Source organism: Actinokineospora fastidiosa (assembly GCF_014648415.1).
Classification (GTDB): Bacteria; Actinomycetota; Actinomycetes; order Mycobacteriales; family Pseudonocardiaceae; genus Actinokineospora; species Actinokineospora fastidiosa.
The window spans coordinates 1,787,132-1,800,219 of record NZ_BMRB01000002.1 but is presented as its reverse complement, the minus strand read 5'-3'; the positions used below and the strand labels follow the sequence as shown (position 1 = coordinate 1,800,219).

Here is a 13,088-nt window from a genome sequence, read left to right as displayed (position 1 = left end):
CCGGATGGGGTAACTCTTCGCACATGACGGCGGTGACCGGCGGAAACCGGGACGCGGCGGGGCGCGAGGCCCGGACCGCGTTGATCAGGTTGCGTCCCCGTCCGGAGTCGGCCGCGTCCGCGCGCTACTTCACCGCAGCGGTGCTGGAGTCGTGGCGCGTGGCCGACCGCCTCGTCCAGGACGTGCTGCTCGCGGTGTCGGAGCTGGTCACCAACGCCGTCGAGCACGGGGTCGGCGAGGTCGTGCTCGAGCTGATCAACCTCGGCGGGCGCTGCCTGCGCGTGCAGGTCACCGACCAGGGCCTCGGGGCGCACCCGTCGCTGGTGCCGCTCTCGCCGAGCACCCCCCGAAGTCGCGGTCTGGCCATCGTGGCCGCGGTCAGCTCGAAGTGGGGGCACCGGGGCCACGACGGTGGACTGTGCGTGTGGGCGGAGTTCTCCTTGCTCTGCGCCGATTAGCCCCGATGTGCCACCCTTGGCGGATGGCAGCCGAGGTTCCCGGCCCGGACGAGGTCGCCGAGATCGAGGGCGCCGCGCTGGCGCTGGGGCTGGTCCTCACCCGCGCGAACACCTCCGTCTACCCGAAGGTGCCCGCGCTGCAACTGCGCGCGCTGCACTTCGTGGAGACCGTGGAGCCGCTGACGCTGACCCGGCTGGCGGACATGCTCGGCGTGCTGCCGTCGTCCGCCAGCAGGCTGTGCGACCGGCTGCAGAGCGCGGGCCTGCTGAGCCGCCGACCCGGCGCGCACGACCGTCGGGAGGTCGAGCTGCTGGTCACCGACTCCGGCCGCGACCTGCTGGCCCGGCTGCGCCGCGACCGGCGGGCGGACCTCGGGCGGGTGCTGGCCGGGATGAGCGCCGAGGGCCGCGCGGCCCTGCTGACCGGGTTGCGCGAGTTCACCGCGGTGGCCGACGCGGGCGTGCCCGTCTAGAACTCGGCGAGCAGGTCGTCAGCGGTCCTGGTGTTGATCACCCGGTCCGGCCCGATGCCGCACTCCTCGGCGCGCTGGCAGCCGTAGGGCTGCCAGTGGAGCTGGCCGGGCGCGTGCGCGTCGCTGTCGATGGCGAAGAAGCAGCCCAGGTCGGCGGCCAGGCGCAGCAGCCGCCGGGGCGGGTCCAGCCGCTCCGGCCGGGAGTTGATCTCCACGGCGACGCCGTGCTCGACGCAGGCGCCGAAGACCTCCTCCGGGTCGAACTCCGACTCCGGCCTGCCCTTGCCGGTGACCAGCCTGCCCGTGCAGTGGCCCAGCACGTCCACCAGCGGGTTCGACACCGCGGCCACCATCCGCCTGGTCATCGCCCGGCGCGGCATGCGCAGGTGGGAGTGGACGCTGGCGACCACGACGTCCAGCTCGGCGAGCAGCTCCGGCTGCTGGTCGAGGGCGCCGTCGTCGAGGATGTCCACCTCGATGCCGGTCAGGATGCGGAACGGCGCGAGCTCGGCGTTCAGCTCGGCGACGACGTCGAGCTGCCTGCGCAGCCGGTCGGCGCTGAGGCCGTGTGCGACCCGCAGCCGGGGCGAGTGGTCGGTGAGCGCCATCCACTCGTGGCCGAGCCGGATCGCCGCCTCGGCCATCTCCCGGATCGGGCTGCCGCCGTCGGACCAGTCGGAGTGGGTGTGGCAATCGCCACGCAGGGCCTTGCGCAGCTCGTCGCCGCCCGCGACCGGGCCGCCCGCCTTGGCCAGCAGCTCGGTCAGGTACTCCGGCTCGCCGCCCGCCACCGCCTCGCTGATCACCTTCGCGGTGGAGTTGCCGATGCCGGGCAGGCCGGTCAGCGTGCCCGCGGCGGCACGGGTGGCCACCTCGCCGGGCGGCAGGTCGGCGATCACCTGCGCGGCCCTGCGGAAGGCCCGCACCTTCTGGGTGTGCGCGCCGGACCGTTCCAAGAACAGCGCGATCTGCTTGAGCGCCGAGACGGGGTCCATGGCGACAACCCAACCGCAGGACGCGATCTTGCGCCAGCGAGCAGGGCGTCCGGCGCGCCGTTAGCGTCGGGACATGGACATCCCGGACACTCCCGCCATCCCCGCCGAGGCGCTCACCGGCCTGCTCGACGGCCGCTGGGCGCACGTCCGCGCCGAGGCCAGGGCCCGGATGGCCGAGCGCGGGCTGCCCGACACCGCCGACCTCACCACTGAGGACTACCGGGCCGTCGTCCTCACCGAACTGCGCGAGCTGGCGCATTCGGGCTACCCGCGCATCGGGTTCCCGCCCGAGCACGGCGGGGGCGGCGACCCCGGCGGCGCGCTGACCGCGTTCGAGATGCTGGGCTTCGGCGACCTGTCCGTCATGGTCAAGGCGGGTGTCCAGTGGGGCCTGTTCGGCGGCGCGATCGAGGCGCTGGGCACCCAGCGCCACCACGACCGGTACCTGCGGCCGCTGATGGACCTGGAGGTGGCCGGGTGCTTCGCGATGACCGAGACCGGGCACGGCTCCGACGTGCAGAGCCTGCGCACCACGGCGACCTTCGACGGCGACGGCTTCGTCGTGCGCACGCCCGACGACTCCGCCCGCAAGGACTACATCGGCAACGCCGCCCGGGACGGCAGGCTGGCCGTCGTCTTCGCCCAGCTGGTGGTCGGTGACGTCAGCCACGGCGTGCACGCCCTGGTCGTGCCGATCCGTGACGAGGACGGCAACCCCATGCCGGGCGTGCGGATCGAGGACTGCGGGCCCAAGGCCGGGCTCAACGGGGTCGACAACGGCCGCATCTGGTTCGACGACGTGCGGGTGCCGCGCGACGCCCTGCTGGACCGGTACGGCCGGGTCGACGCGGACGGCACGTACCACAGCCCGATCGAGGGGGACGGCAAGCGGTTCTTCACCATGCTCGGCACGCTCATCCGGGGCCGCATCAGCGTGGCGGGCGCGGCGGGCAGCGCGGCGAAGAAGGCGCTGGCCATCGCCGTCCGGTACGGGGACACCCGCCGCCAGTTCCCGCACCCGGACAGCGGCGACGAGGTCGTCGTCCTGGACTACCTGGCCCAGCAGCGCAAGCTCCTGCCCGCCCTGGCCACGACCTACGCGCTGCACTTCGCGCAGGAGGAGCTGGTCAGCACCCTCCACGACCTGCCGGAGGACGCCGACCGCCGCGAGCTGGAGTCCCGCGCGGCCGGGCTCAAGGCGATCGGCACCTGGCACACGACCCGGACAGTGCAGGTCTGCCGGGAGGCGTGCGGCGGGGCCGGGTACCTGATGGAGAACCAGCTCCCTCGGCTGAAGGCGGACACGGACGTGTTCACCACCTTCGAGGGCGACAACACTGTGTTGCTGCAGCTTGTTGCGAAGGGGTTGCTGACGGGCTACCGGCAGTACATCGGCGAGCGCGGCATGGGGCGGGTGATCGCCGACCAGTTCGTGGCGACCGTGATCGAGCGCACAGCGGCCCGGTCGGTCATCGAACGCCTGGTCAACGCCGTCACCCCGCGCGACGAGGAGACCGACCTGCTCGACCGGGGGTGGCACCTGAAGGTGTTCGAGGACCGGGAGAAGCACGTCCTGGACACCCTGGCCCGCAGGCTCCGCCGCGCGGCCGACCCGGACGCCGACGCCTTCGAGGTGTTCAACAGCGCCCAGGACCACGTCTTGCGCGCGGCCAGGGTCCACGTCGACCGGATCGTGCTGGAGGCGTTCGTCGCCGCCCTCGACCGCAACCCGTCGCCGCTGCTCAACCGGGTGTGCGACCTGTACGTGCTGGCGAACCTGGAGGCCGACCTGGACTGGTTCCTGGGCCACGGCCGCTTCACGACGGCCCGCGCGAAGGCCGTGACCGGCGCGGTCAACGCCCTGTGCCGCGCCCTGCGCCCGCACGCCAGGACCCTGGTCGACGCCTTCGCCATCCCGGACGCCCTCATCACCGCGCCGATCGCGCACGGTGATCGTCAGGGCACGCAAAGTGGCGCGACCATGACGGGATCACGTTCGGGGGAGGAGTCGCGCAAAGCTGTGGCACGGTGATCCCGGATCGGGTAGTCGGGACGTGGAATGCGCCGTATTCTGGTGGACGACACCCCCCGGCGGGGGTGCCCGCCGGGTCCGGCGGCAACCCGTGATCGCCCGGCGCCCGCGACCGCAGTGCCGGAGGAGGAACGATGCCACTCTCCGAGCACGAGCAGCGACTGCTCGACCAGATCGAGCGCGCGCTCTACGCAGAGGACCCGAAGTTCGCCTCCACCGTTCGAGGAGCACGCCTACGCAAGCCGTCCCGACGACGCAAGCTCCAGGGCATCGCCCTGCTGCTACTCGGCGCGGCGCTGCTCGTCACCGGTGTGATGCTCCCCAAGGTGGCCGGTGTCCCGGTAGTGAGCCTGCTCGGCTTCCTGATCATGTTCGGCGGCGCCCTACTAGCCTGGACGTCCTTCCGCCGCGGCGACAAGACCGCCGCAGAAGGCGACGGCGACCCCCCGTCGAGCCCCACCCCACCCGGCCGCAGCGGCTTCTCCCAGCGCATGGAAGAACGCTTCCGCAAGCGCTTCGACGAAGAGCGCTAACAAGCACCAAGGTCGCCGGTCCGACAAAGTCGGACCGGCGCTTTTACATGCGCACAGTCCACCTATTGCGGTGTCGAAGCAGCAACCACCCACAAACGCAACACGCCCCACACAACTGTCCGATGGGGTGGACCCGCATTCGTGGGGAGCGAAGCGGTGCTACCCTCGCCCGGCGCGGAACGGCTTCGCCGCTCCGCCCTTCTTTCCGCGCCGCGCCGCTTCGCTTAGGGGCCCCGCGAATGCGGGTTCACCCCATCGGACACCCACCAAGCAACTCGCGTTCTTTAGAGCCGAACAGGTCGTGCTGCGGCAGGTAGGGTCGTGCGCTAGCGGGCGCGCAAGGCCCGCAGGTCGCCCACAGGCAGGTCGGGTGGCAAGTCCCCGACCCGCCCTCGCGCCTACTCCTCCGTCCCTCGCCTCCGCCGCACCACCGACCGAGGCATCACGCGGGACTTGAAGGCCAGCGGCGACGTCCGCCGCAGCCCCGCCACCACCTCATCGAACGCCGCCCGCAACCGCGGGTCCGGCTCCGTCCGCCCCGCATACCAGGACCGCTCCACCGAATCCACCACCGTCCGCAGCGCATGACGGCCGGGCTCGTCCAGGCTGTGCTCCTTCGCCATCCGACGCGCCGCCAGGCGGACAGTGTCGGATGGAGGGACCGCCACCCCGCGGTCCTCCGACTCCGCGATCAGCTCCCGCCACGCCGCCGTCGCCGGGTCCACCACACCCGGCACGGCGAGCGCATGGCGGTTCGTATGGCGTTGCCACCCCCGGACCGCCGCCGGGACCGCCGCGATCGACAGGACCAGCCACAGCGCCGCCAGCCACCACGACAGCGCGCCCAGCAGGAAGAACACCGCCAGGATCCCCAACGGCACCGCCACCCACAGCAGCGCCCGCTGGCGCCGGGCGGGCACAGCGGCCGCGGCCGCGACGATGAGCAGGCCGAGGCCCACCCACACCGTCCACGGGATCGTCAGGCCGGTGTCCTCGGTCGGCGGGGCCGCGCCCGGGTCGTCGGTGGTCTCCTCGTCCTGGGGGGACGACGTGGGCTCGTCGGCGCCCGTCGGGATCTCCTCCTCCGTCACGCCGGTCGACGGGTCCGTGCTGGTGCCGTCGTCGACGTACGGCGGTTGGTAGCCGCGGCCGTCGGACAAGGGGGTCGGGTCGAAGGTGACCCAGCCCTCGCCGGGGAAGAAGATCTCGACCCACGCGTGGGCGTCCTGCGTGGTGATCGAGCGGTAGTCGCCCGCCTGGTAGCCGGCCGTGTAGCCGATGGCGACCCGGCTGGGCAGGCCCGCGGCCCGGGCGAGGATGGCCATCGCGGAGGCGTACTGCTCGCAGTAGCCGATCTTGGCGCCGAACAGGAAGTCCTTCAGCGCCTCCACGCCCGTCGCCTGGCTGGTCTCGGTGCGGTACAGGAACCCGTTGGACGGCGCGAAGTACTCCTGGATGGCCACCGCCTGGTCGAACGCCGTCGACTTGCCCGCGACCAGGCGCTCGGCGAGGGCGACCACCTCGGGGTCGATGCCGTCGTTGACCAGGTAGGCCGGGTCCAGCTCGCCGTAGTCGGTGCCGGTGGTCCGCAGGTCGTCGGCCTCGGGCTGGCTGAGGTCGGCCTCCTCGACGTACTTCGGCAGCTTGCGCGCGTTGCGGGAGTACACCATCCCGCCGCTGGGGTCGTAGAACATGCCCTGCGGCAGGTCGCGCAGCTGCCGGGGCGTGCCGTACACCGGGGCCCACAGGTCCTCGGAGTTGATCGGCTCGATCTCGATCGGGGTGACCAGCCCGCCGCCGTCGTCGCCGGGGCCGAGCGGGAGGTCGCCGATGGCGGGCACGTTGTCCGGCAGCGCCTCGGCCGCCTGCCAGCCGCCCGCGCCGTCGTAGCGGGGGAGGGTGAGGGCGCGCAGGTAGCGGCCCTCCGACCCGAGGCCGCGCACCCGGAACAGCTCGACGTTGGCGCCCTGGCTCAGCATGCCGCGCAGCGCGGTGAACGGCTTGAGCGCCAGCCCGCCCGCCGCGCCACCGCCCGCGCCGCCGCCAGGGAGGCTGCCGACCGTGCCGACGGCGGTCGCCGTCGCGCCGACCAGCAGGCCGAGGGCGAGCGCGGCGGACACCAGCGCCGACGGCGACCCGAAGCCGCGCCCGGTGCCGGGCATGACCGGGCGGTTGCGCCACACCTGGTGCCGGTGCGCGCCGTCGACGGCCAGCAGCACCGCGAACGCGCTCGCGCCCAGCACGAACGACCACCACGGCAGCATCTCGTCGGCCAGCGACGCGGGCACCGCGTACACGCACAGCAGCACGAGTCCGCACGCGGCAGGCGTCCCCGCGGCGACGGCGAGCGTGTCGACCAGGACGCCGACCATGCCGATCGCGATGACCACCAGGCACAGCACCGGCGTGGTCGCGGGCACCGGCGGCACCCCGACCCGCACCGCCTCGACGGACGCCTCCAGCACCGTCCCGAGGTCGCCGATCGACTTCGGACCGGGGAACAGCCCCAGGATCCCGCTGCTGGTGAACAGCGCGACGAGCAGGCACAACAGCGCGAACAGCTGGGCGAGCGCGACCAGGAGCGTGGGCGTCCGCAGGGCGCGCAGGCCGAGGCCGGTCGCGGTGACGACCATCAGCGCGATGCCCGCGTATCCGAGCCAGCGCATGCCCTCGATGACGCCCGCGAGCGCCGTGGACGCGCACAGCGCCGTCAGCGCCGCGATGACCGGGGTGACGGTCACCGACCACTGCGCCTGCGGGGTCTCCTGCTCGCTCACGACGCCTCCTCGCGGGCTTCGGGACGCCGCTCGCGGCGGCGCGGGGTCGACGGTCCGCTCACGTGCCGACCCCCGAGACGCGCTTGGTGCCGGTGCGGCACAGGTCGGCCCAGATCTGGGTCATCGGGACCTCCGGCCGGGCCTTGACCACGCCCCAGCCCGCCCCGGTCAGCAGCGCGGCCGCGCCGTCGGGGTCGCTCTCGCCGTCGCCGGGGCCCCAGGCGTCGACGTCGAGCAGGACGGCCAGGCTGCGCGCGCCGCGCGTGCGGTAGCGGATCAGCTGGGCCAGCGACGCCGCGGTGGCCGCGCCGACGATGGCGATCAGCTCCTGGCCGTGGCCGGGGTCGGCCGGGCAGTTGATCTCGCGCTGGTGCACCGGCTGCAGCGCGGCCAGCGCGTCGAGCAGCAGCGCGTCGTTGTGGCTGCCGTCGCCGTGGTCGGTGATCAGCACGCCGCCGGTCTCGGTGACCAGCCGGATCTGGTGGCCGTGCCGGTGCAGCTGCACGCAGACGCTGGCCGCCATCGAGACCGCCCACTCCAGGCTGGAGGCCGCGCCCGCGCCGCGGTGGCCCACGACGCGCCGGTCCAGCAGCACGGTCGTGCCGCCGCGCCACGGGCTCTCCTCGACGCGCACCATCATCTCGTCGCGCTTGGCCGTCGAGCGCCAGTGGACCTTGCGCAGGTCGTCGCCCTGGCGATAGGGCCGGACGACGGCGTCGTCCTCGCCCTTGCCCGCGTTGAGCCGCACCGAGCCGTCGTCGCCGGAGCCGAGGCCGGAGCCGCCGGGCACCCCGCGCAGCGGCACCACCCTGGGCACCACGACCAGCCGGGTCGACCCGGCCAGCTCGCGCTCGAACTCGGCGAGGCCGAACGGGTCGGTCACCACCGCCTTGAGCGGCCCGATCTGCTGGATGCCGCGCAGCATCGGCTGCAGTCCGTACTTGAGCTGCGCCCCGCCGTGCCGGGGCAGGTGCTCCACCACGAACCGGGGCTTGCCGCCGAGCGCGTACGGGACGCCGTCGGTGACCAGCAGCCCGCCGGTCGGGAGCCTGCCGCTGCTCTGCAGGTGCAGCGTCACCTCGGCGCGGCCGCCGACCTGCACCCGCGACGGCGTGATCTGGCGCTGCGCGCGCAGCCCCACCCGCGCGACCGCGGTCACCACGGCCACCAGGACCGGCAGCGTGATGATGAACGCCGCCACCCGCAGCAGATCGCGCTCGTTGAGCACCAGCGAGCACAGCCCGGCCGCCACGCCCGCGGCCAAGAGGCAGCGCCCTCGCGTGGTCAGCCCTGAAAGCGCACCCCTCATGCCGTTCCCCTCAGCGGTGGGCGGCGGACCAGGTCGCGCCGCCGCGGTCCGGGTTCGGCTGCGGCACCGGAACCCGCTGGAGCAGGCCGCGGACGAGCTCGGCGGGGGAGCGGCGGGCCGCCTGCGCCTCCGGGGTGAGCACGAGCCGGTGGGCGAGCACCGGGATGGCCACGGCGTGGATGTCGTCGGGCACCACGTAGTCGCGCCCGGACAGCGCGGCCTGGGCGCGCGCGGCGCGCACCAGGTGCAGCGTGGAGCGCGGCGACGCGCCGAGCCGGATCTCCGGGAGCCTGCGCGTCGCGCTGACCAGCTCGACGCTGTAGCGGCGCACCTCCTGCGACATCTGCACGCCGCGGACGGTCTCCATCAGCGAGCGCACCTGGTCGGCGTCCGACACCGGCTTCAGGGTGCGCAGCACGTCCTGGCCCGCGTGCTCGTCGACCATGGCCAGCTCGGCCTGCGGGTCCGGGTAGCCGATGGACACCCGGGCGGTGAACCGGTCGCGCTGGGCCTCGGGGAGGGCGTAGGTGCCCTCCATCTCGATCGGGTTCTGGGTGGCGATCACCATGAACGGCGACTGCAGCGGGTAGGTCTGCCCGTCGGCGGTGACCTGGTGCTCCTCCATGCACTCCAGCAGCGCGGACTGCGTCTTGGGGGAGGCGCGGTTGATCTCGTCGCCGACGACGATGTTGGCGAACACCGGCCCCGGCCGGAACTCGAACTCGCTGGTCTGGCGGTTGAAGATGGAGACGCCGGTGACGTCGCTGGGCAGCAGGTCCGGGGTGAACTGGATGCGGCTGACCGAGCAGTCGATGGACCGGGCCAGCGCCTTGGCCAACGACGTCTTGCCCACGCCGGGAACGTCCTCGACCAGGAGGTGCCCCTCGGCCAGCAGGGTGACCAGCGCGATCCGGATGACCTCGGGCTTGCCCACCAGCACGCGCTCGACGTTGGCGGCGATGCGCTGCACGGTCGCGTGCAGGTCCTGCAGTCCGGAGCGGCTGTGCCCGTCGGTGGCGTACGGGGAGGTCGTCCCCTCACGGCCCGGCCCTGCATAGGGGTGGCCCGGCAGGGCGGTGGGCGGGGTACTAGACGTCACTCGACCTCCTGGTTGCAGACCGGCGGTTCGTTCCGGCTCCGCCGTCGCCGCGGCACAACCCGTGCTGCTTGCCGGACGGATACGCCCGTGGCCGCGACAGCCTGTCATGGAGTGTGTCAAACCGGGGCGAAGTACCCAACGGAAACCGCGCGGTCCGTGCGGATTTCCCGGCCCGGACGAGCGGACTTTGCCTCCGTCGTCAACTGATTACTCTGTGCTACCCGTCCAGGCGAGGCCGTCCGGCGGATCCCGATCCGCCCGCACCGGGTTTCCCCACCGTCCCCCACTCGACGCCCCGGCTGCCGGATCGGCGGCCGTTTCGGGCCGTCAACGGCCGTTTCCGGGGGCGTCGGGGTAACCCGGCCCGGTTGTGCCCCACCGCGTCCCCCACCTCGCCCCCTGGGCGTCTAGCTGCGGAAACGCGGAGTTTGCCGGGGTGGAACCCGCGCGATTCGCGTTGACTGTGGTGAAAAGTGGGGTAGTGTGGCCCGCAGTGGGGCAGCAGGGGTCCCCGCGGCCGATCCGTCAGGTTCGGCAGGGAGGTGAGTGCTGATGTTCCTGGGCACCCACACCCCGAAGCTGGACGACAAGGGGCGGCTGACACTGCCCGCCAAGTATCGGGACGCGCTTGCGGGTGGGCTCATGGTCACTAAGGGTCAGGATCACTGCCTTTACGTGTTCCCGCGCGCGGAGTTCGAGGAGATGGCGCGCAAGGTCGCCGCGGCCCCGCTGACCAACGAGGCGGTCCGGGCGTACCAGCGCTACCTGTTCGCGGGCACCGACGAGCAGCGGCCGGACGGCCAGGGCCGCATCACCATCGCCCCTGAGCTGCGGCGTTACGCCGGGCTGTCGAAAGAGTGCGTGGTCATCGGCGCGATCACCAGGCTGGAGATCTGGGACGCCCAGTCCTGGCAGACCTACCTGGACGACCACGAGGAGAGCTACGCCCAGGCTCGGGAGGAGGTCCTGCCCGGCGTGTTCTGAGCGTGCCGAACACGACGGAACGGGTGCCGCGAGGCCTCGGTCCGCTCGCTTCCGGCCCTGGCGCACCTTCCCCGGCGCCAGGTCCGACGAGCGGGCGGGGACCTGGCGGCACCCGGTGCGGACCTCGCGAGGAGAAGGGGGTGGCGATGACGGAGCCGCGGCATGTGCCCGTGCTGCTCGACCGCATCATCGAGCTGTTCACCCCTGCCCTGTCGGCGCCGTCCGCGGTGCTGGTCGACGCCACCCTCGGCCTCGGCGGCCACTCCGACGCCCTGCTCACCGCGTTCCCCGAGCTGACGCTGGTCGGCCTCGACCGCGACCCCGACGCGCTGGCGCTGGCGGGGGAACGGCTGGCCCGCCACGGGTCGCGCGTGCACCTGGTCCACACCGTCTACGACGGACTCCCCGACGCGCTGTCCGGTCTGGGACTGTCGCGGGTGGACGGAGTGCTGTTCGACCTCGGCGTGTCGTCGATGCAGTTGGACGTCGCCGAGCGCGGGTTCGCCTACTCCCAGGACGCCCCGCTCGACATGCGCATGGACCAGACGACCGGGATCACCGCCGCCGACGTGCTCAACACCTACAGCCACGGCGACCTCACGCGCATCCTGCGGGTGTACGGGGAGGAGAAGTTCGCCGCGCGCATCGCCGCCGCCGTCGTGGCCGAGCGCTCCCGGGAGCCGTTCACCACCAGCGGACGCCTGGTGGAGCTGATCTACGCCGTGGTGCCCGCCCCCGCGCGGCGCACCGGCGGCCACCCGGCCAAGCGCACGTTCCAGGCGCTGCGGATCGAGGTCAACAGCGAGCTCGACGTGCTGCGCCGGGCCATCCCGGCGGCGCTGTCGGCGCTGCGGGTGGGCGGGCGCATCGTCGTGGAGTCCTACCAGTCGCTGGAGGACCGCATCGTCAAGCACGCGCTCGCGGAGCTGGCGAAGTCCACCGCGCCGCCCGGCCTCCCGGTCGAGCTGCCCGAGCACGCCCCGCGCATCCGGCTGCTGACCCGCGGCGCGGAACAGGCCGACGACACCGAGATCGCCGCCAACCCGCGCGCCCAGTCCGTCCGTCTCCGGGCCGCGGAACGCACCCGGGAGGACACATGAGCGCCCCCGCCCGCCGCCCGAGCGACCCGGACGGCGAGGTCGCCGCGCGTCAGCGCGCCCGCAGGGGCAGACGCACGCCGGAGGAACGGGCGGCCACCCGCTCCCGCAGGCGTCCCCGTGAGGACGACCCCCACGCCGCCCAGCCCCGCACGGCCCCCGGCGAGCCCATCGACTCCACCGACGGTCGCGACCGGTCCGACGAGCCCGTGGAGGATCGCGGCCGGTCCGGCAAGGCCGTCGGAAGCCGGGGCGGGGCCGGCGCGGCCGCTGGTGGCCGGTCCGGCGAGTTCGCTGGCGACCGGTTTGGCGAGTTTGCCGACGGGCGCGGCCGGTCGGGCAAGGGCGCGGGAAGCCGGGGCCGGTCGGGCGAGGCCGCTGGGGGCCGCGGCCGATCTGGCGAGTTTGTCGAGGGGCGCGGCCGGTCGGGCAAGGACGCCGGAAGCCGCAGCCGGTCGGGCGAGCCCGCGGGGGGCCGCGGCCGGTCCGGCGCGTTTGCCGAGGGCCGAGGCGGGTCGGGCAAGGGCGCGGGAAGTCGGGGCCGGTCGGGCGAGGCCGCTGGGAGCCGCGGTCGGTCGGGCGAGGCCGTCGGAAGTCGCGGTCGGTCCGGTGAGCCCGTCGGGAGCCGGGGGCTGTCCGGTGAGCCCGCCGTGCCGGTGCGCCGGTCGCAGCGGGTGGAGGAGCCCGACGTCCCGGTCCGGCGGTCGCAGCGTGCGGCGGCCGTCGAGCGGGTGGTGGAGGAGGCCCAGCCCGCGACCCGGCCGCGCCGCGCGCGTGGGCGTCGCGGTGACACCAAGCGCAGGCCGCGCGGCTCCGCGGGCACCCGCACCGAGGCCCCGGCCCGGCTGGAGCGCGGCGACCGGCCCGGCAGGCTGGGGCGGGCGCGGGCCTTCGCCGCCGAGCGCGTGCGCCGCGCCAAGCCCGACCGGCAGCGCGCCGCCGACCCGGGGGACGTCGGCGCTGGGCGGGCGTCGTTCGTCGTGGTGATCATGGCGCTGCTGGTGGTCGGCGTCGTGGCCACGCTGTGGCTGTCCACGCAGGCCATCGTCGACTCCTACCGGCTGGAGCGGGCCAAGACCGACGCCGACCGGCTGGCCGAGCAGGTCGCCGTCCTGCAGCGCGAGGTCGCGCGGCTGGAGTCGGCCCCCGAGCTGGCCCGGCGCGCCCGCGAGCTGGGCATGGTCCCGGCGGGCGACGCCGCGTGGCTGGTCGTCTCCCCGGACGGGAAGGTGTCGGTGGTCGGCGAGCCCACGCCGGTGCCCACCCCGCCGCCCACGTCGGGCGCGGAGGCGCCGTGAGCTGCTTAGAACGGAAGACCGGACCCCGCCGGG

At 73.8% G+C, this 13,088-nt stretch carries 11 protein-coding genes; 7 read left to right on the top strand and 4 right to left on the bottom strand.

Translation table 11 applies throughout. The features are described from left to right. Window positions 1–23 precede the first annotated feature (23 nt). The gene (locus IEY98_RS18200; RefSeq protein ID WP_189211597.1) at window positions 24–458 is read left to right on the top strand and encodes an ATP-binding protein; all 435 of its coding nucleotides are present in this window, start codon (window positions 24–26) and stop codon (window positions 456–458) included. A gap of 23 nt (window positions 459–481) precedes the next feature. Next, complete coding sequence (locus IEY98_RS18195) at window positions 482–931, top strand: MarR family winged helix-turn-helix transcriptional regulator (protein ID WP_189211596.1); 450 nt, start codon at window positions 482–484, stop codon at window positions 929–931. On the opposite strand, the gene IEY98_RS18190 is transcribed toward IEY98_RS18195, so the two are convergent. Continuing rightward, window positions 928–1,926 carry a PHP domain-containing protein gene (locus tag IEY98_RS18190; protein WP_189211595.1) on the bottom strand — a complete coding sequence of 333 codons (999 nt, stop codon included), beginning with the start codon at window positions 1,924–1,926 and terminating at the stop codon, window positions 928–930. The two genes, IEY98_RS18195 and IEY98_RS18190, sit on opposite strands and share 4 nt — an antisense overlap. A gap of 73 nt (window positions 1,927–1,999) precedes the next feature. On the opposite strand from IEY98_RS18190, the gene IEY98_RS18185 reads away from it, so the two are divergent. Further along, entirely contained in the window at window positions 2,000–3,958 is a 1,959-nt protein-coding gene (locus tag IEY98_RS18185) for an acyl-CoA dehydrogenase family protein (RefSeq protein WP_189211594.1), read from the top strand. 134 nt (window positions 3,959–4,092) lie between these two features. Continuing rightward, window positions 4,093–4,491, top strand: a complete 399-nt coding sequence (locus IEY98_RS18180) for an SCO2097 family morphological protein (RefSeq protein WP_189211593.1) — start codon at window positions 4,093–4,095, stop codon at window positions 4,489–4,491. 398 nt (window positions 4,492–4,889) lie between these two features. On the opposite strand, the gene IEY98_RS18175 is transcribed toward IEY98_RS18180, so the two are convergent. From IEY98_RS18175 to IEY98_RS18165, 3 genes are read right to left on the bottom strand one after another with little or no spacing between them, the layout of a single operon-like run. Next, window positions 4,890–7,268, bottom strand: a complete 2,379-nt coding sequence (locus IEY98_RS18175; protein ID WP_229787003.1) for a transglutaminase TgpA family protein — start codon at window positions 7,266–7,268, stop codon at window positions 4,890–4,892. A gap of 58 nt (window positions 7,269–7,326) precedes the next feature. Beyond that, the gene (locus tag IEY98_RS18170; protein WP_189211592.1) at window positions 7,327–8,577 is read right to left on the bottom strand and encodes a DUF58 domain-containing protein; all 1,251 of its coding nucleotides are present in this window, start codon (window positions 8,575–8,577) and stop codon (window positions 7,327–7,329) included. A 10-nt stretch (window positions 8,578–8,587) separates the two neighbouring features. Next, window positions 8,588–9,676 carry an AAA family ATPase gene (locus IEY98_RS18165; RefSeq protein WP_189211591.1) on the bottom strand — a complete coding sequence of 363 codons (1,089 nt, stop codon included), beginning with the start codon at window positions 9,674–9,676 and terminating at the stop codon, window positions 8,588–8,590. A gap of 552 nt (window positions 9,677–10,228) precedes the next feature. On the opposite strand from IEY98_RS18165, the gene mraZ reads away from it, so the two are divergent. From mraZ to ftsL, 3 genes are all read left to right on the top strand, one after another. Beyond that, entirely contained in the window at window positions 10,229–10,660 is a 432-nt protein-coding gene (gene mraZ / locus IEY98_RS18160; protein WP_189211590.1) for a division/cell wall cluster transcriptional repressor MraZ, read from the top strand. Window positions 10,661–10,806: 146 nt separating this feature from the next. Then, the gene (rsmH, locus tag IEY98_RS18155; RefSeq protein ID WP_189211589.1) at window positions 10,807–11,760 is read left to right on the top strand and encodes a 16S rRNA (cytosine(1402)-N(4))-methyltransferase RsmH; all 954 of its coding nucleotides are present in this window, start codon (window positions 10,807–10,809) and stop codon (window positions 11,758–11,760) included. After that, window positions 11,757–13,055, top strand: coding sequence for a cell division protein FtsL (ftsL, locus tag IEY98_RS18150; RefSeq protein WP_189211588.1), 1,299 nt, complete (start codon window positions 11,757–11,759; stop codon window positions 13,053–13,055). Before rsmH ends, ftsL begins: the two co-directional genes overlap by 4 nt. The last annotated feature ends 33 nt before the right edge of the window (window positions 13,056–13,088 follow it).